19 protein-coding genes are annotated in these 17366 nt (G+C 60.0%); 9 read left to right on the top strand and 10 right to left on the bottom strand.

The features are described from left to right. The first annotated feature begins 298 nt into the window (after positions 1 to 298). Entirely contained in the window at positions 299 to 1063 is a 765-nt protein-coding gene (locus F8N44_RS21725; RefSeq protein ID WP_007915905.1) for an SDR family oxidoreductase, read from the top strand. A 175-nt stretch (positions 1064 to 1238) separates the two neighbouring features. Beyond that, positions 1239 to 2144, top strand: coding sequence for a cation diffusion facilitator family transporter (locus F8N44_RS21720; RefSeq protein WP_150651749.1), 906 nt, complete (start codon positions 1239 to 1241; stop codon positions 2142 to 2144). A 137-nt stretch (positions 2145 to 2281) separates the two neighbouring features. On the opposite strand, the gene F8N44_RS21715 is transcribed toward F8N44_RS21720, so the two are convergent. The 7 genes from F8N44_RS21715 to F8N44_RS21685 all read right to left on the bottom strand — a co-directional run bounded on the left by F8N44_RS21715 (position 2282) and on the right by F8N44_RS21685 (position 7550). Continuing rightward, the gene (locus tag F8N44_RS21715) at positions 2282 to 3415 is read right to left on the bottom strand and encodes an AGE family epimerase/isomerase (RefSeq protein ID WP_150651748.1); all 1134 of its coding nucleotides are present in this window, start codon (positions 3413 to 3415) and stop codon (positions 2282 to 2284) included. Positions 3416 to 3596: 181 nt separating this feature from the next. Further along, positions 3597 to 4169 carry a HupE/UreJ family protein gene (locus F8N44_RS21710; RefSeq protein ID WP_150651747.1) on the bottom strand — a complete coding sequence of 191 codons (573 nt, stop codon included), beginning with the start codon at positions 4167 to 4169 and terminating at the stop codon, positions 3597 to 3599. Positions 4170 to 4196: 27 nt separating this feature from the next. Further along, positions 4197 to 4811, bottom strand: a complete 615-nt coding sequence (gene ureG / locus F8N44_RS21705; RefSeq protein WP_007915910.1) for an urease accessory protein UreG — start codon at positions 4809 to 4811, stop codon at positions 4197 to 4199. An 11-nt stretch (positions 4812 to 4822) separates the two neighbouring features. Then, the gene (locus F8N44_RS21700) at positions 4823 to 5497 is read right to left on the bottom strand and encodes an urease accessory protein UreF (RefSeq protein ID WP_150651746.1); all 675 of its coding nucleotides are present in this window, start codon (positions 5495 to 5497) and stop codon (positions 4823 to 4825) included. Next, a complete protein-coding gene (gene ureE, locus F8N44_RS21695) occupies positions 5494 to 5994 on the bottom strand; it encodes an urease accessory protein UreE (RefSeq protein WP_150651745.1) in 501 nt (166 codons plus the stop codon). Before ureE ends, F8N44_RS21700 begins: the two co-directional genes overlap by 4 nt. Positions 5995 to 6295: 301 nt before the next feature. Continuing rightward, the gene (locus F8N44_RS21690; protein ID WP_150651744.1) at positions 6296 to 6928 is read right to left on the bottom strand and encodes a TetR family transcriptional regulator; all 633 of its coding nucleotides are present in this window, start codon (positions 6926 to 6928) and stop codon (positions 6296 to 6298) included. A gap of 154 nt (positions 6929 to 7082) precedes the next feature. Beyond that, the gene (locus tag F8N44_RS21685) at positions 7083 to 7550 is read right to left on the bottom strand and encodes a hypothetical protein (RefSeq protein WP_150651743.1); all 468 of its coding nucleotides are present in this window, start codon (positions 7548 to 7550) and stop codon (positions 7083 to 7085) included. 385 nt (positions 7551 to 7935) lie between these two features. On the opposite strand from F8N44_RS21685, the gene F8N44_RS21680 reads away from it, so the two are divergent. Continuing rightward, positions 7936 to 10011: an AsmA family protein gene (locus F8N44_RS21680; protein ID WP_150651742.1), complete on the top strand. Its 2076-nt coding sequence runs from the start codon at positions 7936 to 7938 to the stop codon at positions 10009 to 10011. Between the two features lie 114 nt (positions 10012 to 10125). Here F8N44_RS21680 and F8N44_RS21675 read toward each other — a convergent pair whose 3' ends face one another. Both F8N44_RS21675 and F8N44_RS21670 read right to left on the bottom strand, forming a co-directional pair. Then, complete coding sequence (locus F8N44_RS21675; protein WP_150651741.1) at positions 10126 to 10659, bottom strand: ferritin-like domain-containing protein; 534 nt, start codon at positions 10657 to 10659, stop codon at positions 10126 to 10128. Between the two features lie 98 nt (positions 10660 to 10757). Then, complete coding sequence (locus F8N44_RS21670) at positions 10758 to 11705, bottom strand: LysR substrate-binding domain-containing protein (protein ID WP_191630932.1); 948 nt, start codon at positions 11703 to 11705, stop codon at positions 10758 to 10760. 108 nt (positions 11706 to 11813) lie between these two features. Here F8N44_RS21670 and F8N44_RS21665 point away from each other — a divergent pair, with 108 nt between their 5' ends. The 3 genes from F8N44_RS21665 to F8N44_RS21655 all read left to right on the top strand — a co-directional run bounded on the left by F8N44_RS21665 (position 11814) and on the right by F8N44_RS21655 (position 13728). Further along, positions 11814 to 12452, top strand: coding sequence for an FMN-dependent NADH-azoreductase (locus F8N44_RS21665; protein ID WP_150651739.1), 639 nt, complete (start codon positions 11814 to 11816; stop codon positions 12450 to 12452). Next, on the top strand, positions 12453 to 12758 hold the full coding sequence (locus tag F8N44_RS21660) for a DMT family transporter (protein ID WP_150651738.1): 306 nt from the start codon (positions 12453 to 12455) through the stop codon (positions 12756 to 12758). Positions 12759 to 12849: 91 nt separating this feature from the next. Further along, complete coding sequence (locus F8N44_RS21655) at positions 12850 to 13728, top strand: esterase/lipase family protein (protein WP_150651737.1); 879 nt, start codon at positions 12850 to 12852, stop codon at positions 13726 to 13728. Positions 13729 to 13842: 114 nt separating this feature from the next. Here the strand turns inward: F8N44_RS21655 and F8N44_RS21650 are convergent, their stop codons facing one another. Further along, positions 13843 to 14730, bottom strand: a complete 888-nt coding sequence (locus tag F8N44_RS21650; protein ID WP_150651736.1) for a DMT family transporter — start codon at positions 14728 to 14730, stop codon at positions 13843 to 13845. Between the two features lie 96 nt (positions 14731 to 14826). Here F8N44_RS21650 and F8N44_RS21645 point away from each other — a divergent pair, with 96 nt between their 5' ends. The 3 genes from F8N44_RS21645 (at position 14827) to F8N44_RS21635 (ending at position 17334) form a co-directional block, all read left to right on the top strand. Then, positions 14827 to 15621 carry an AraC family transcriptional regulator gene (locus F8N44_RS21645; protein ID WP_150651735.1) on the top strand — a complete coding sequence of 265 codons (795 nt, stop codon included), beginning with the start codon at positions 14827 to 14829 and terminating at the stop codon, positions 15619 to 15621. A gap of 63 nt (positions 15622 to 15684) precedes the next feature. Continuing rightward, positions 15685 to 15990 (top strand): PsiF family protein, encoded by a 306-nt coding sequence (locus F8N44_RS21640; protein WP_064388692.1) that lies wholly within the window; start codon positions 15685 to 15687, stop codon positions 15988 to 15990. A gap of 330 nt (positions 15991 to 16320) precedes the next feature. After that, positions 16321 to 17334 (top strand): AI-2E family transporter, encoded by a 1014-nt coding sequence (locus F8N44_RS21635; RefSeq protein WP_007915933.1) that lies wholly within the window; start codon positions 16321 to 16323, stop codon positions 17332 to 17334. The last annotated feature ends 32 nt before the right edge of the window (positions 17335 to 17366 follow it).

Genomic DNA, 17366 nt, shown 5'->3' with positions numbered 1-17366 from the left:
GCAAAATGCCATGTCCCGCACATCCGCCACTTCAGGGTCAAGCAAAAAACTTTCTATTTCGCCCGCAAACCCTTGTGTGGCGCGGCTTTGCGCGTTTGCACTTGCCCCCGGAAACTGTGGAAGGGACTGTGGATAACATGCGTGCACATGGCTACAGGCCACGGTGGCTATAGCGTTGGTGCGGTTGGTCGTTTTTTGTACAGCTTGTGGGTGTTGCCCGTGAATGCGCGGGCGGGCATGCTGCCTGTTGATTTTCTATTCCAAGGGCTGCCCCGGCGGCCGAAGCAAGGAGAACACGATGTCCAACACCCTGTTTATCACCGGCGCGACGTCCGGATTTGGTGAAGCCTGCGCCCGCCGTTTTGCCGAGGCTGGCTGGAAACTGGTGCTGACCGGCCGTCGTGAAGAACGCCTGAATGCGCTGTGCGCCGAATTGTCGAAGCAGACCGAAGTGCACGGTCTGGTCCTCGATGTGCGTGATCGCAAGGCGATGGAGGAGGCGATTGCCAACTTGCCGCCATCGTTCGCCAAACTGCGTGGCCTGATCAACAACGCAGGTTTAGCGCTGGGCGTGGACCCGGCGCCGAAGTGCGATCTGGACGATTGGGACACCATGGTCGACACCAACGTCAAAGGCCTGATGTATGCCACCCGCTTGCTGTTGCCGCGTCTGATCGCCCATGGCCGTGGCGCCGGCATCGTCAACCTTGGCTCCATCGCCGGCAACTATCCGTATCCGGGCAGCCATGTGTATGGCGCGACCAAGGCGTTCGTTAAACAGTTCTCGCTGAACCTGCGTTGCGACTTGCAGGGCACCGGCGTGCGGGTCAGCAACATTGAGCCTGGGCTGTGTGAGAGCGAGTTTTCGCTGGTGCGTTTTGCTGGCGATCAGGAACGTTACAACGCGACTTACGCCGGTGCCGAGCCGATCCAGCCGCAGGACATCGCCGAGACGATTTTCTGGGTGATGAATGCGCCGGCGCACATCAACATCAACAGCCTCGAGTTGATGCCGGTGAGCCAGACCTGGGCCGGTTTTGCCATTGAGCGGAACAAGGCTTAAGACCGCGTTGAAGCCAATCGCGAGCAAGCTCGCTCCCACATTTGATTGCGGTCTCATGTGGGAGCGAGCTTGCTCGCGAAGGGGCCGTCACAGGCAATAAATACCGATAAGGTAAACTCCCCTCGCAACAACCCAACCGCACCCCGCGGTTTTCAAGGTTTTTCGAGGAGTCAAAGTGAGTAACCGAGGTGAGCAGGCACTGCTCAAACAATCGACCATCCTGATGTTCGCCGTGGCGATTGCCGGGATCGTCACCGGTTTTGTTTCAGGTTCGCAATCCATCCTGTTTGATGGTTTTTTTTCGCTGATCGCAACGTTCATCAAAGTTCTGATGCTGATCACTGCCAAGCTGATCGCCAAGGAAAGCAATCACCGTTTCCAGTTCGGTTTCTGGCATCTGGAGCCGATGGTGCTGCTGATCGAAGGCAGCTTCCTGATGTTGATCGCGATCTACGCGTTCCTCAACGGCGTGTTCGGCATCGTCAACGGTGGTCGCGACATCGAGTTGGGCCTGGTGATCATTTATGCGGCGGTGTTTACCGTTGTCGAGTTCGCCTACTTCTTCTACGTCCGGCAGCGTAACCGCAAGCTCAAATCCAGCCTGATCCAGTTCGACAACATCAGCTGGCTGGTGGACGCGATGCTGTCCGTGGGCTTGTTGATCAGTTTCCTCGCGGCGCTGCTCCTCAAGTCTCAGGGCTATGGCCAGTGGGCGGTGTATGTCGACCCGTTGATCCTGATCGTGCTGGCCCTGACCATGTTGCCACCGGCGTTCAAGATCCTTGGCCCGGCCTTGCGCGATGTGCTGGGGATCGCGCCGGACACACTGGATGATCAAGTGCGCCAGGTGATGGACGCGGCGAAAACCGAGCATGGTTTCGACGATTACGTGTCGTACGTGCAGAAGCATGGGCGGGCACGGTTTATCGAGATTCATGTGGTGTTGCCGGCAGATTATGCGCTGAGCAATGTCGGACAGCTGGATGCGTTACGCGAAGAGATTTCGGCGAAGCTGGGCAAGCCGGATGCGGCGCGCTGGTTGACCATCAGCTTTACCGGGGACAAGAAGTGGATCGCCTGAAGACCGTGTAACGGCTGATCGTCGGATCGCCGCCCGGAGCAAGCTCGCTCCCACATTGGAATTGCGCTGAACACACCATTTGTGAACTGCACAAATCAACTGTGGGAGCGAGCTTGCTCGCGAAAGCGATCTATAAGTCAGCGAAGATATTCAGCCAGACCGTGGTAGCAAGTCGCCAAGTGATACGGCGTAGTCGAAGGCATGTCCTTGCGACTGACTTCCCCTTGCTCATCCCGACACTCATGCCAGCCACCGGCATGCAGAAACCGCTGCTGCAACGCCTGCAACTGGCGCAGCACCACCGCTTCACTGCCCTGACGCAACGTCAGTGCGCGCAGATATTCCGCCTGCGCCCAGATCCGCTGGGTCGAGTCTCGCGGGCGTCCATCCGTTTCCAGATCAAGCATCGCCCGCACCGCGCCGGATGGCTGCACCACACCGTATTGCTCGGTGAAGGCAAAGGCTCGGTCAAGCGCCGCGTGCAATTTCGAATCGCGCAGCAACGGCGACGATTCCAGCAGGAAATACCATTCGAACTGATGCCCCGGCTCATACCAGTTATCCACAGCGCCGAGCGGCTTCTCCATCAACACGCCATATTGCGGATCGACAAACTGCTTGTGCATGGCTGTGCATAACTCCAGCAACGCTTTCTGCGTCTGGGCATCTTCGCGCACGGCAAGGGTCGCGAGGAATGCTTCGGCCAGGTGCATCAACGGGTTTTGCAGCGGACCGGTTTGCAGGGTGATCCAGTCGCGCTCCAGGCAGGCTTCGTACAATCCATCGCCGGTCGCAAAGCGTCGGCCGATGATTTCCAGCGCCGCATTCAGAGTCGACTCGACCAGTGGATCGCCGGACTTTGCCCAGTAATGCGCGCAGGCAAACAGGATAAAGGCGTGGGTGTAGAGATCCTTGCGCTGATCCAGCGGCTTGCCCTGCGCATCGATGCTGTAGAACCAGCCGCCGTGCTCGGCATCATGAAAGTGCCGTTGCAAGGAGCGGAACAGCGCTGCCGCGCGTACGTCAGCGTTATCCACAACCCCGATCAGACTGGAAAACAGGTACAGCTGCCGTGCGCAGGCCATCGCCCGATAGCGTTGCGGTGGCAGCGGCTGATGTGCGGCGTCAAGCGCCTCGTAGGGCAGCGCCATGTCGGCGTTCCAGCCCGGGCCTTGCCAGAGGGGCACGATCACGTTGACGAAGTGCTGTTGCACATCATCGAACAGGGCGGTCAATTCAGGCAGGGAGGTGGAGCGGGAAGCGTGGGGCATGGGCGGACGTCGTCACGGCTGGGGCGATTGCGCGACATGGTAGCAGAGAGACCGGCCTGAGCGATGTGGTGTCTGTCAGTCCGCCTTCGCGAGCAGGCTCGCTCCCACAGTGGATTTGCAGCGTACACAAAACCTGTGGGAGCGAGCCTGCTCGCGAAAGTGGCAGTTCAGGCGATAGAAATCAGCCGGCCAGCAACCAGGCACCGGTCACCGCCGAGGCAGCACCAGCAAGGCGCACCAATGGTGCCGCCGCCTGAGGCAGGAAACGCACTACGGCATAACCAGCGGCATGCAGCGCAGCTGTCGCGGCCACAAAACCCGCCGCATACGCCCAAGGACTGCTCATGTCCGGCAGTTCCAAGCCATGCGCCACGCCATGGAACAGCGCAAACAGCGCCGTCGCCGCCACCGCCATGACCAACGGCGGACGCACCGCCAATGCCACCGCCAGACCCAACGCCAGCACCGACGCGGCAATCCCGCTTTCCAGCGCCGGCAATTCCAGCCCTTCAAACCCAAGCATGCCGCCAATCAACATGGTGCCGACAAACGTGCACGGCAGCGCCCAACGCGCCGCGCCTTGCTGCTGCGCCGCCCACAAGCCAACAGCCACCATCGCCAGCAAATGGTCGAGACCGCCAATTGGGTGGCTGATGCCGGCGACCAGACCGCTGTCGCCATGCCCCGGGTGAGCGAAGGCCAATGCTGGAGTCAGCAATAGCGCCACGGCGCCAAGAATGCGTTTGAGTGTCATGAGTAAGCTTCCTTGTTGATCAGTGAATCAGGCTGCGGTCAGCAGGCCCTGGCGTTCGATGAAGGCGATGATTTGTTCCAGGCCTTGACCGGTTTTCTGGTTGCTGAAAACGAACGGCTTGCCGTTGCGCATGCGTTTGGTATCGCTGTCCATCATCTCCAGCGAGGCACCCACCAGCGGCGCCAGGTCGATCTTGTTGATCACCAGCAGATCGGATTTGCAGATCCCCGGTCCGCCCTTGCGCGGCAGCTTGTCGCCGGCCGAGACGTCGATCACGTAGATGGTCAGGTCGGACAGCTCCGGGCTGAAAGTCGCCGAGAGGTTGTCGCCGCCGGACTCCACCAGAATCAGATCCAGCCCCGGAAAACGCCGGTTCAGTTGATCCACCGCTTCAAGGTTGATCGAGGCGTCTTCGCGGATCGCCGTGTGCGGGCAGCCGCCGGTTTCCACGCCGATGATCCGCTCCGGCGCCAAGGCTTCGTTGCGCACGAGAAAATCGGCGTCTTCGCGGGTGTAGATGTCGTTGGTGACCACGGCGAGGTTGTAGCGCTCGCGCAGGGCCAGGCACAGGGCCAGGGTCAACGCGGTTTTGCCGGAACCGACCGGGCCGCCGATGCCGACGCGCAGAGGTTGTGTGTTCATTAATGTTTCTCCTAGGAGCGAAAGAGGCGGCTGTACTGGCGCTCGTGGGCCATGCACGCCAGGGACAGGCCGAACGCGGCGCTGCCCATGTGTTCGGGGTTGATTCGGCTCGCATCCTGCTGCGCTTGTTGCAGCAGCGGCAGCAGTTCGCTGGTCAGGCGTTGCGCGGCTTGCTGACCCAGCGGCAGGGTTTTCATCAGTACGGCGAGCTGGTTTTCCAGCCAGCTCCACAGCCACGCGGCGAGGGCGTCCTGTGGGGTGATGCCCCAGGCGCGCGCGGCCAGCGCCCAGCACAGGGCCAGATGCGGTTCGGGGCATTGATCGAGAAAGCTGCGGGCGGATGCGTCGAGTTCCGGCAAGCCATTGAGCAGTTGCTGCAACGAATAGCCCATCTGCCGGCTCTCCAGATGCAACTCGCGCGTCTCGCGGCTGGCGCGATGGCTTTCGCACAGGCTTAGCAACTCCGCCCATTGTTCATCCGCCGCCGCTTGGCAATGCGCGAGCAGCAGCGGCGCCTCGAAGCGGGCGATGTTGAGCAGCAACTGATCGCTGATCCAGCGCCGGGCGCTGTCAGGATTGTTCACGCGGCCGTTATCCACAGCCATTTCCAGGCCTTGCGAATAGCTGTAGCCGCCAATCGGCAATTGCGGACTGGCCAGGCGCAACAGCGCCCAGGCCGGATTCACAGGCGTACGCCGAACTGATGGAGTTTCGGCGCGTAGTTGAAGTCTTCGTCGCCGTGGCGTGAATGGTGATGGCCGCCGCCATAGGCACCGTGTTCCGGCTGGAACGGCGCCTCAATGGCTTCAACCTGTGCGCCAAGCTGTTCGAGCATGGCTTTGAGCACGTAGTCGTCAAGCAAACGCAGCCAGCCATCGCCAACTTGCAGGGCGACGTGGCGATTACCCAAGTGATAAGCAGCGCGGGTCAGTTCGAAGGCATTGGCGCAGGTGACGTGCAGCAATTGCTCGGGGCGGGCGCAGATGCGGACAATGCGCCCGTCTTCGGCTTGCAGGCACTCGCCATCAAACAGTGGCGGCTGACCGCGCTCCAAAAACAACCCGACGTCTTCGCCCTCGGCACTGAAACAGCGCAAACGGCTTTTGCTCCGCGCTTCGAAGGTCAGGTGCAACTCGGCGGCCCAGACGGGTTGAGGGTCGATTCTGCGGTGAATCACCAGCATCGGAAAACTTCCAGCTATGGACAATGATTGGTCTAGAGCAAGGGGCTTGCCAATCGGACGAGATGTAGGAAATCCCTGTCGGAGCGTAGCGGATGTTTCAAGATGTTGCGGGATTGTGAAGTGTTTTGGTGCGTGAAGATTTTTTAATGCACCAAATGGAGGCCGTGACGCATGACCCTTGTGGGAGCGAGCCTGCTCGCGAAAGCGGTGGGTCAGCAATATAGATGTTGGCTGATACAACGCTTTCGCGAGCAGGCTCGCTCCCACAGGGGGGATATGGTGTGTCAGTGATAGAGGGGAGTTACTCGGTACTGCCCAGACCTTGCCAATGCTTGAGCCCGATAAAGATGAAGCGCAGTTGCTGGGTGATCTTCGCCTGTGGCGTCAGATGCTCCGGCAGCGCTTCAGCGGGCGGGTCGATGATGTCGGGAAGGGTGGCAAACACCGATTTGACGATCAGGTCGGCCATTACGCTCAGGCCATCGGCGTCCAGATGCTGAAGCTTGGGCATCATCGTCAGGTCGGCAGCGAGGTCGGAGCTGATGTTCTCGCGCAGCCGGCCGATCGCCTGGCGCACCGGCAGCGAACCGCCGTACTGCTCACGGGCGAGAAACAGGAATTGCGAGCGATTGGCGCTGACCACGTCAAGAAAGATCCGCACCGAGGCATCAATAATGCCGCCCATGACGAATTCGTTGTGCCGTACCAGGCGAATGGTTTCACGGAAGGTCTGGCCGACTTCGCTGACCAGCACCAGGCCCAGCTCGTCCATATCGGCAAAATGCCGGTAGAAACCGGTGGGCACAATCCCGGCAGTTTTCGTCACTTCGCGCAGGCTCAGGCTGCCGAATCCTCGGCCGCTTTCCATGAGGTGGCGGGCAGCGTCCATCAAGGCGTTGCGGGTCTGTTGTTTCTGTTCGGCGCGGGGCAGCATCGCAGGGTGTGTTCTTTGGCAGGACAAGCGCCGCACTCTAGCAAATCGGCTTTGTCGGCGTCGAACGGGAGGGCATGCAGCGAAAGATTAATCGGGCCAGAAAAGTCAAAAGCCCAATCCGGGGATTGGGCTTTTTTTCGAGGCCGCCATGGGCTTAGCTCAATTTGCTGTTGCGTTCGATCACACGGTCACCACCACCTTCGGCGAGTGCTTGACCCAGTGGAGTCTTGTCGAAGCCGTCGTCAGCCAGAGTCTGGCCTTGTGGGGTGCGCTCGGTACCGTCAGATGCCAGAGTCTGGCCTTGTGGAGTGCGTTCGGTGCCGTCAGATGCCAGGGTCTGGCCTTGTGGAGTGCGCTCGCTACCGTCGGAAGCCAGAGCCTGACCTTGTGGAGTCTTGTCGTAGCCGTCCTGAACCAGGCCTTTCTCTTCCAGGCGATCACGGCCGCCTTCAGCGAGGGTCTGGCCTTGTGGTGTACGGTCGGAACCATCAGCGGCTACGGTCTGGCTGAACACCGAGTGGCTGGATTTCACTTGCGGAGTAGCTTGGTCGGCAGCGGGCAGGGCGAAAGCAGTGCTGGCTAGCATCGACAGGGTAAGGCTGAGCAGTAATTGGCGTTTCATGATGGGTTGCTCCTTGGGAGGGCGATAAAGTGAGTACGAGGGCAATGCTACTCTCGATAAGTCGATATAAAAGTTCATAAACGCAATGGTAATAATCAACAGAATTGATTGTTCTGCCGGGAGGCTCTAGATCGCGGCTTTGCGGGCGACGGTTTTGCACCGGGGTGGGTATTTCCGACTCACTCGCGCCTCGCAAAAGTGCGGGTCGCGGTAACACTGTTCGACTGATCGGTCAGATTTCGCGCGACTTTTCGCGCCTTAATCGACCTTTCGATTAAACCTGCGGCTGGTTTGCCAGTCGTAGATTTCATGAGGGCCGCTTTGGCCCGCCGTTTCAGCCGTACGCCGCAGTCTTTGCGTGCGGTCGTGATCAGGAGCTTTGTGCATGACGCGCACTGGAAAAATCTTCAGCTGGACCTTCGCCATCCTCGTGCTGCTACTGGCCGTGCTGGTATTGATCATCGTGTTCTTCGACTGGAACCGGATCAAACCGCCGCTCAACGCCAAAGTCTCGGAAGAACTGCACCGACCGTTTGCCATCAACGGCAACCTCGCGGTGATCTGGCAGCGTGAGCCGGACGAGGGCGGCTGGCGGGCGTGGGTGCCGTGGCCGCACGTGGTTGCTGAGGATTTGAGCCTGGGCAACCCGGACTGGTCGAAGCAACCGCAGATGGTCACGCTCAAGCGCGTCGAACTGCGCATCTCGCCGCTGGCGTTGTTGGCGCAACGGGTGGTGATTCCGCGCATCGATCTGACCGAACCCAACGCCGAGTTGCAGCGTCTGGCCGACGGCCGCGCCAACTGGACGTTCAAGTTCGATCCAAAAGATCCGAATGCGGAGCCGTCGAATTGGGTGGTTGATATTGGCGCCATCGGTTTCGACAAGGGCCACGTCACCCTCGACGATCAGACCCTGAAGACCAAGCTTGATGTGCTGATCGATCCGCTGGGCAAGCCCATTCCGTACAGCGATATCGTCGGTGCCAAAGCGGCGAAAACCGCGCAGGACAAGGGCGGCGCCCCGCAGGATTATGCGTTTGCCTTGAAGGTCAAAGGTCAATACCACGGCCAGAACCTCACCGGCCAAGGCAAGATCGGCGGGCTGCTTGCCCTGCAGGACGCAAGCAAACCCTTCCCGTTGCAGGCCCAGGCGAAGATCGGCGATACCAGCATCGAGCTGGCCGGTACGCTGACCGATCCGCTCAACCTCGGCGCCCTCGATCTGCGCCTGAAACTGGCCGGCGCCAGCCTCGGCAATCTTTATCCGCTGACTGGCGTGACTCTGCCGGACACCCCGCCGTATTCCACTGACGGTCACTTGATCGCCAAATTGCATGACGAGGCGGGCGCGAAATTCACCTACGAGCAGTTCAACGGCAAGATCGGCAGCAGTGATATTCATGGCGACCTGACCTACGTGGCCAGCCAGCCACGGCCGAAACTCAGCGGCGCGTTGCTCTCCAATCAACTGTTGTTCGCTGACCTCGCACCGCTGATCGGCGCCGACTCCAATGACAAGCAAAAGGCCCGCGGCGGCGAAAGCAAACAGCCAGCGGATAAAGTGCTGCCGGTCGAAGAGTTCAAGACTGATCGCTGGCGCGCGATGGACGCCGACGTCGAGTTCACCGGCAAACGCATCGTCCACAGCGAGAAACTGCCGTTCAACGACCTCTATACCCACCTGAAACTCAACGACGGCGAACTAAGCCTGGAGCCGCTGCGCTTCGGCGTCGCTGGCGGCAATCTCGATGCACAAATTCGCCTCAACGGCCGCACCGAACCGCTGGAAGGCCGGGCGAAACTGACCGCACGCCGCTTCAAACTCAAAGAGCTGTTCCCGACCTTTGAACCGATGAAGACCAGTTTCGGTGAGCTCAATGGCGACGCCGATATCACTGGGCGCGGCAACTCGGTGGCCAAGCTGCTGGGCGGTGCTAATGGCAAATTGAAGATGCTGATCAACGACGGTGCGATCAGCCGTGAGCTGATGGAACTGGCCGGGCTCAACGTCGGTAACTACGTGGTCGGCAAGATCTTTGGCGACAAGGAAGTGAAGATCAACTGCGCGGCGGCGGACTTCGACATCAAGAGCGGTCTGGCCACCACACAGCTGTTTGTCTTCGATACCGAGAACGCGATCATCTACATCGACGGCACGGCGAACATGGCCACTGAGCAGCTTGACCTGACCGTGACGCCGGAATCCAAGGGCTGGCGTTTGATTTCCTTGCGCTCGCCGCTGTATGTGCGTGGCAAGTTCATCAAGCCGGACGCGGGTGTGAAGGCTGTGCCGCTGATGTTGCGTGGGGCGGGGATGGTTGCGTTGGGTGTGATCGCGGCGCCGGCGGCGGGGCTGTTGGCGCTGGTGGCGCCGAGTGGTGGTGAGCCGAACCAGTGTGCGCCGTTGCTGGAGCAGATGAAGGCGGGCAAGGCGCCTGTCACCGTAAAACCCACTAAATAAGAGCCAGATCAAAAGATCGCAGCCTTCGGCAGCTCCTACCTTGGAATGCATTTCCATGTAGGAGCTGCCGAAGGCTGCGATCTTTTTGCTTCTGTTGCGGCCCGCTTTAATGTTTTAGAGGTCGTTCAGGATGTCAGCCATGTCATCGGCATGCTCTTCTTCCTGCGCCAGAATATCTTCGAAGATACGCCGCGTAGTCGGGTCTTTCTCGCCGATGTACTGGATGATTTCCCGGTAGCTGTCGATGGCGATGCGCTCGGCAACGAGGTCTTCGTAGACCATCTCTTTGAGGGTGTTGCCGGCCACGTATTGCGCGTGGGACATCTTCGACAGCAGGTCGGGGTTGAACTCAGGTTCGCCACCCAATTGCACAATGCGCTCGGCCAGGCGGTCGGCGTGCTGGGCTTCCTGGGTGGCGTGTTCGAGAAATTCCTCCGCGGCCACATGGGCTTTCACGCCATTGGCCATGAAGTAGTGGCGTTTGTAACGCAACACGCAGACCAATTCAGTGGCCAGCGATTCATTGAGCAAGCGCAGCACCTCATCACGGTCGGCGCTGTAGCCCTCGGTGACGGCGCCGTTTTCGACGTGTTGGCGCGCACGGTCGCGCAAGGTTTGAACATCTGACAGATGCAGGTCGTCGCTCATTTCGATCTCCTGGAGGCTAATCCGATGGGCGCCACGTTCTGCGGACGCGGTCGCTACCTAAGCTGTGAGTCATGAGCGTTGCAAAAAGTTTTATCGGTTTACGCAACCCCTGCAGGAGCTGCCGAAGGCTGCGATCCTGGCACCAGCCCGGACAAAACTGCCTCCCCCCGCAACCAGGCAAAAAACGCCCGCACCGGTGGATGCCGTTCGCGCCCCGGCACACACAAAGCGCTGTAGCCGGCGCCATCGACTTGAACCTCACCCTTGTATGGCACCAGCAAACCGCTGGCGACACTCTCCGACACCAGAATATTGCTCGCCAGCACCAGCCCTTGCCCGGCGATCGCGGCTCGCAGGGCGTAATGCTCTTCATCGTATTCGCGGATGGCCGGTTGCTGGTTCAGCCAGTTTTCCTCGGCCTTGGCGCTCCACGCTTCCCAGCCATGGGCATACAGCTTGGAGTTGTGCCAGCGCACGCTGATCAGCGTCGGCGTGCGCCGCGCGGCCAGCGCCACTTGCTCGGGCGAACCGTAAACACCAAATGATTCATCGAACAGGCACAGGCCATAGAGGTTCGGGTAGTCGTCGAGGCTGTAGCGCAAAACCAGATCGACGCTGGCGTCCTGATGCAGATCGATGACTTCGCAATGGGTATCGAGGCGCACGTTGATGTTTGGATGCTGCGCATAAAAACGCCCGAGGCGCGGCACCAGCCACAGTGCTGCGAATGCGGCGGTGGTCGATAGCGTCAGCGTGCTGGCGTTGCGCTGCGGGCGCAGGGTGTCGACGCTTTGCGCCACTTCCAGCAGCGCGCCATGCAGACTGCGAAACAAGCGCTCGCCGCCCTCGGTCAGACGTACCTGGCGCGGCAGGCGCTCGAACAACGCGACGCCGAGCCAGTCCTCCAGCGAACGAATCTGGTGCGAAATCGCCGTGGGCGTGACTGACAGTTCTTCGGCGGCAGCCTTGAAACTGAGCAAGCGTGAAGCGGATTCGAAGGCGCGCAGGGCGGTCAGGGGCAGCGAGGCAAACATTGAAAACTCCATGGATGAAATCAATTCATCCCGACTGACTTTTGCTCATTTGAGGCCACGGTGTGCCGCCTGCAATCTGCAGTGACACAGCAGCTCAAGTCTAGTCTCAAGGAGTTTCAGATGAGCAAAATTCTTGCGATCCATGCCAGCCCCCGTGGTGACCGTTCTCACTCGCGGCGCTTGGCGGAACATTTTCTCAGTGCCTGGCAGGTGCGTCATCCGCAGGCGCAAGTGACTCGCCGCGAGGTCGGGCGGGCACTGATTCCGGCGGTCAACGAAGCCTTTGTCGCCGCCGCGTTTTATCCACAGCCTGAAGCACGTCCATTGTCGATGCAGGCCGATCTGGCCCTGAGCGATCAACTGGTCAGCGAGTTGTTCGACCACGAGCTGCTGCTGATTTCCACGCCGATGTACAACTTCAGTGTGCCCAGCGGCCTCAAGGCCTGGGTCGATCAGATCGTGCGCCTGGGCCTGACCTTCGATCACACGCTGGACAATGGCGTCGCTCAATACACCCCGCTGTTGCAGGGCAAAAAGGCGCTGATCGTCACCAGTCGCGGCGGTTTCGGCTTTGGCCCGGGTGGCGAGCTGGAAGCGTTGAACCACGCCGATCCATGGTTGCGCACGGCGCTGGGGTTCATCGGCATCAACGACGTCACCGTGGTCGCCGCCGAGGGCGAAGAATCCGCAGAGCGCACCTTCGCGGTGTCGGTGGCCGAGGCCGAGCAGCGTTTGCTCGACCTCGCCCGGGTGTTCTAGGTGGGTTGGCTGTTCTTGCTGATCGCCGCCGGATTTGAAGTGACCTTCGCCATGGGCATGAAGTACGCCGAAGGCTTCACCCGGCTCTGGCCGTCGTTGATCACGGTGATTGCGGCGGTCGGCGGCATCTACTTTCTCACGCTGGCAATGCGTGAGTTGCCGGTAAGCATTGCGTACCCGATCTGGACGGCGATTGGCTCACTGGGCACGGTGTTCCTCGGTTTCGCCCTGCTCGGCGAAAGCTTGACGCTGGTCAAACTGGTTTCGGTCGGGCTAATTGTGGCGGGGGTGGTGGGCCTGAAGTAGGCTGGTGGTTGAGTTGTCATCATCAGGGAGGATGCTTGGCGGGCGTTTTGCACGCCTTGCATCCACTCACCGACCACAAGGATGTTTGCCCATGTCGACGCGTTATCCACTGGTGCTGGTGCCGGGCATGCTCGGGTTTATCCGGCTGGTTCTCTATCCATACTGGTACGGCATCATCAAGGCATTGCGCCGTGGTGGTGCGACGGTGATTGCCGTGCAGGTATCGCCGCTCAACTCGACTGAGGTGCGCGGCGAGCAGTTGCTCGCGCGCATCGATGAGATATTGCGCGAGACCGGGGCGCAAAAGGTCAACCTGTTCGGCCACAGTCAGGGCTCGCTGACGGCACGCTATGCGGCGGCGAAACGGCCGGATCTGGTGGCGTCCGTCACGTCGGTGGCCGGACCGAATCATGGCTCGGAGCTGGCCGATTATCTGGAAAAAAATTATCCGGCCGACAGCGCCAAGGGGCGGCTGCTTGAGGCGTTGCTACGGTTTATCGGGTGGTTGATGGCTGTTTTGGAGACCGGTTATCGCGGGCCGAAATTACCGGTGGATATCCACGCCTCGCATCAATCGCTGACCACTGAGGGCGTGGCGCTGTTCAATCAGCGTTATCCACAGGGCTTGCCCGAGACGTGGGGCGGGCACGGGCCCGAAGAGGTCAACGGCGTACGTTATTACTCATGGTCGGGGACTTTGCAGCCGGGCAAGACCGATCGTGGCGGCAATCTGTTCGATGGGACCAATCGCAGCTGCCGTTTGTTTGCGAAAACCTTTGTCCGGGAGCCGGGGCAGTGCGACGGGATGGTCGGGCGGTATAGCTCGCATCTGGGCACGGTGATTGGTGATGACTATCCGATGGATCACTTCGACATCGTCAATCAGTCGCTGGGGCTGGTCGGCAAAGGTGCGGATCCGGTGCGGCTGTTTGTCGAGCATGCGGCGCGGCTTGAGGCTGCCGGGGTTTAGCCCTGAGACCGCGTCATCGTTCTTCGCGAGCAGGCTCGCTCCCACATTCGAATGCATTCCAACAGAAGGAATGCGGACACCTGTGGGAGCGAGCTTGCTCGCGAAGAGGCCGGATCAGGCGACGCTTAATTTGCGACCCAACACGGTGGTCCAACGCTCGGACAGAATCACCCCACCCAAGGTCAGCAATCCACCCAGCAGGTGATACATCGCCAACTGTTCCTTCAACACCACCGCTGCAATCAGCGCGGTAATCAACGGCAGCAAGTTGAAGAACAACGTCGTGCGGCTCGGCCCCAGGCGCTGCACAGCCTGCATCCACGCCAGCGGCGCGAGCATCGAAGCCAACAGACACGCATACAGCACCAGCGGAATGTTCTGCAGAGTCAAACCGGTCTTCGGCGAAGCCGCATACAGCGGAAACAGCACGACAATCGCCACCAGCACCTGCAAATACAGCAACACCAGCGGCGGCAGGCGCAGCTGCCATTTTTTCAGCAGCGTGCTGTAGATCGCATAGGCCAGGGTCGCGATCAGCATCATCGCATCACCCATGTTCACGCCGTGTTGCAGCAACGCGCCGAGGCTGCCCGACGACACCACCACCAGCACACCGGCAAACGACAACACGGCACCGACCAGCGCGCCGGCGGTCAGACGCTGCCCAAGGCTGATGATCGCCATGGCCAGCGACATCAACGGCATCAGCGACAGGATGATGCCCATGTTGGTCGCGGTAGTCAGGGTCGCGGCGAAGTAGGCGAGGCTTTGATAAACCGCCATGCCGAGTACGCCGAGGATGAAAATCCTGCCCAGGTTCGGACGGATCTGCGGCCAGTGCGCGATCACCGCTTTGAGCATGAACGGGGTGAACAGCAAACCGGCGAGCAGCCAGCGGTAGAAACCGATCTCGGCGGGGAAAATCGCCCCGACCGCCAGTTTGTTGATCACGGTATTGCCAGCCCAGATAAAAATCGCCAGCAGCGGAAACGCGTATTGCATGAGTTGAAACCAGTACGTTGATGAACGGCAATTATCCGTTGTCTGGATGCAAGCCTATACTTCGAACCAGACAACCTGCCTCTGAAACCGGACAGCATGAACAGTAAACACATCGATCTGCTGGATTTCAGCGAACTGCCGTCGGCGGTGTATTTCCGCTACGCCGATTTCAACGCTCATGAATACGCCGCGCCGCACCGTCATCCTTGGGGCACGCTGGAGTATGCCGCACACGGTGTGTTGCACATGGACGTCGATGGCAGTCGCTTCATGTCGCCGCCGCAATACGCGGTGTGGGTGCCGCCGCAGATCGAGCACAGTTTCTACAGTCATCAACCGGTCAACTATCGTGCAGTGTGCCTCGACCCCAAGGTCTGCGCCGAACTGCCGACACGCGCCTGTACTCTGGCAATCAGCGATATTCTCAAGGCGATTCTCAAAGACTTCGCCGCCCGTGACGTAAAGATTCCCGAGCTCGATGCCGACCAGCGTCTGGCGCAGGTGTTGGTCGATCAACTGCAACAGGCGCCAGTGCATGAGTGTTATCTGCCCTACGCGAGCAGCCCGGGGTTGCTGGCGATCCTCGAAACCTTGCAGGCCGAGCCGGGCAACAATCAGCCGCTGGCGCATTGGGCGCTGCTGGTGCACGTCAGTGAGCGCACGCTGGCGCGGCAATTCGTTCGGGAGCTGGGGATGAGTTTTGGCGAGTGGCGCCAGCGACTGCGTTATCTCGCCGCGATCGAGGCGCTGGAAACTTCACGCAGCGTGCAGGAAATTGCCTTCGACCTCGGTTACAGCAGCGGCTCGGCCTTCATCGCCATGTTTGCGCGGCAGGCTGGGTGTACGCCGGAGCAGTATCGGCGTAGCCATCTGGAAGGCAGGAAGGTGTAACAAGATTTGGCTACACTCCAGCAGAGGCCGCTCCCATCGGTGCGGCGACAAGGAGAAAACTCCATGAAGATGTTGCGTGTGCCGTTGTTGATGATTGGTTTGCTCCTGTGTTCCCAAGGTTTCGCCGCCACGGCGCAACAGAACAAAATGACCACCTGCAATGCCGATGCGACCGCCAAGAGTCTGAAAGGCGATGAGCGCAAAACCTTCATGAGCACCTGCCTCAAGGCAGCGCCGGCGGCAAACGATGCCAAGGCTCTGACCCCGCAGCAGCAGAAAATGACCACCTGCAACGCCGATGCGAAAACCAAGGCGCTGACCGGCGATGCGCGCAAGGCGTTCATGAGTGATTGCCTGAAGAAAAAATAACCTGGTTCTGTGGGGTGACTGGTTTAGGCGTTCGCTTGAGGTTTGCCCTCACCCTAACCCTCTCCCGGAGGGAGAGGGGACTGACCGCGTTGTTTTAAGACATTCGTCGACCTGAAAAAAAACAGTCGATTATGGATTCCATGTGGCTGTGTCAGGTCACTGGCTATCCAGCGCATCCCCCAATCGGTTCCCTCTCCCTCCGGGAATGGGCTAGGGTGAGGGCTGGATCTCAAGCCGTGCAGCAAAACCCGAAACACCGCATATACCTAGTGCTCCCCCGGGAACGCTGGCAGACTGCCAATCCTTTTACGCCGTTCGTTTTGAGGCTGTATGCCAACGTTTTCTGAGCGTCATGTAGTGTTCTGGGTCAGTTGCATCATCATTTTCGGCGGTTTGCTGCTGGTGCTGCCGCTGCGCTTGTTGCCGAGCCTGCTGGCCGGGCTGCTGGTTTTCGAACTGGTCAACATGCTCACCCCGCAACTGCAACGGCTGATCGAAGGCCGCCGCGCGCGTTGGCTGGCGGTGGCGTTGCTGGGCACGTTAGTCGTCAGCGTGCTGGCGCTGATCTTCGCTGGCGCGATCAGTTTTCTGCTGCATGAAGCGGAAAACCCCGGCGCTTCCCTCGACAAATTCATGGGCGTGGTCGACCGCGCGCGCGGGCAATTACCGCCGTTCATCGACGCCTATCTGCCGGCCAGTGCTGCCGAGTTTCGCGTGGCAATCGGCGAGTGGATGAGCAAGCACCTGTCTGACTTGCAACTGGTCGGCAAGGACGCGGCGCACATGTTCGTGACGCTGCTGATCGGCATGGTCCTCGGCGCGATCATCGCCTTGCAGCGCATCCCCGACGTGACCAAACGCAAACCGCTGGCCGCCGCGCTGTTCGACCGTTTGCACCTGCTGGTGCAGGCGTTTCGCAACATCGTCTTCGCGCAGATCAAGATTTCCCTGCTCAACACGTTCTTCACCGGAATTTTTCTCGCGGTGATCCTGCCGATGTTCGGCATCAAACTGCCGCTGACCAAAACCCTGATCGTGCTGACGTTCCTGCTCGGCCTGCTGCCGGTGATCGGCAATCTGATGTCGAACACGCTGATTACTATCGTCGGCCTGTCGCTGTCGATCTGGGTGGCGATTGCCGCGCTGGGTTATCTGATTTTTATCCACAAGCTCGAGTACTTCCTCAACGCGCGCATTGTCGGCGGGCAAATCAGTGCCAAATCGTGGGAGTTGCTGCTGGCAATGCTGGTGTTCGAGGCCGCGTTCGGCCTGCCGGGGGTGGTGGCGGGGCCGATTTATTATGCGTACCTGAAGAGTGAGTTGAAGCTGGGCGGGATGGTTTGATTCAGAGTGTGTAGTGTTTGAGCTGGCCTCTT

Source organism: Pseudomonas fluorescens (genome assembly GCF_902497745.1).
In the GTDB taxonomy this organism is placed as follows: domain Bacteria; phylum Pseudomonadota; class Gammaproteobacteria; order Pseudomonadales; family Pseudomonadaceae; genus Aquipseudomonas; species Aquipseudomonas fluorescens_BM.
This window is presented reverse-complemented; position numbering and strand designations above follow the sequence as displayed.

What these genes read in the sequence shown, in the direction of transcription:
- ureE (WP_150651745.1), bottom strand. Translation starts at nt 5,994, where the DNA reads ATGCTGGTGATTCACCGCAGAATCGACCCTCAACCCGTCTGGGCCGCC.
- F8N44_RS21655 (WP_150651737.1), top strand. Translation starts at nt 12,850, where the DNA reads ATGTCGACGCGTTATCCACTGGTGCTGGTGCCGGGCATGCTCGGGTTT.
- F8N44_RS21685 (WP_150651743.1), bottom strand. Translation starts at nt 7,550, where the DNA reads ATGAAACGCCAATTACTGCTCAGCCTTACCCTGTCGATGCTAGCCAGC.
- F8N44_RS21690 (WP_150651744.1), bottom strand. Translation starts at nt 6,928, where the DNA reads ATGCTGCCCCGCGCCGAACAGAAACAACAGACCCGCAACGCCTTGATG.
- F8N44_RS21725 (WP_007915905.1), top strand. Translation starts at nt 299, where the DNA reads ATGTCCAACACCCTGTTTATCACCGGCGCGACGTCCGGATTTGGTGAA.
- F8N44_RS21640 (WP_064388692.1), top strand. Translation starts at nt 15,685, where the DNA reads ATGAAGATGTTGCGTGTGCCGTTGTTGATGATTGGTTTGCTCCTGTGT.
- F8N44_RS21665 (WP_150651739.1), top strand. Translation starts at nt 11,814, where the DNA reads ATGAGCAAAATTCTTGCGATCCATGCCAGCCCCCGTGGTGACCGTTCT.
- ureG (WP_007915910.1), bottom strand. Translation starts at nt 4,811, where the DNA reads ATGAACACACAACCTCTGCGCGTCGGCATCGGCGGCCCGGTCGGTTCC.
- F8N44_RS21645 (WP_150651735.1), top strand. Translation starts at nt 14,827, where the DNA reads ATGAACAGTAAACACATCGATCTGCTGGATTTCAGCGAACTGCCGTCG.
- F8N44_RS21715 (WP_150651748.1), bottom strand. Translation starts at nt 3,415, where the DNA reads ATGCCCCACGCTTCCCGCTCCACCTCCCTGCCTGAATTGACCGCCCTG.
- F8N44_RS21680 (WP_150651742.1), top strand. Translation starts at nt 7,936, where the DNA reads ATGACGCGCACTGGAAAAATCTTCAGCTGGACCTTCGCCATCCTCGTG.
- F8N44_RS21675 (WP_150651741.1), bottom strand. Translation starts at nt 10,659, where the DNA reads ATGAGCGACGACCTGCATCTGTCAGATGTTCAAACCTTGCGCGACCGT.
- F8N44_RS21635 (WP_007915933.1), top strand. Translation starts at nt 16,321, where the DNA reads ATGCCAACGTTTTCTGAGCGTCATGTAGTGTTCTGGGTCAGTTGCATC.
- F8N44_RS21650 (WP_150651736.1), bottom strand. Translation starts at nt 14,730, where the DNA reads ATGCAATACGCGTTTCCGCTGCTGGCGATTTTTATCTGGGCTGGCAAT.
- F8N44_RS21710 (WP_150651747.1), bottom strand. Translation starts at nt 4,169, where the DNA reads ATGACACTCAAACGCATTCTTGGCGCCGTGGCGCTATTGCTGACTCCA.
- F8N44_RS21670 (WP_191630932.1), bottom strand. Translation starts at nt 11,705, where the DNA reads ATGGAGTTTTCAATGTTTGCCTCGCTGCCCCTGACCGCCCTGCGCGCC.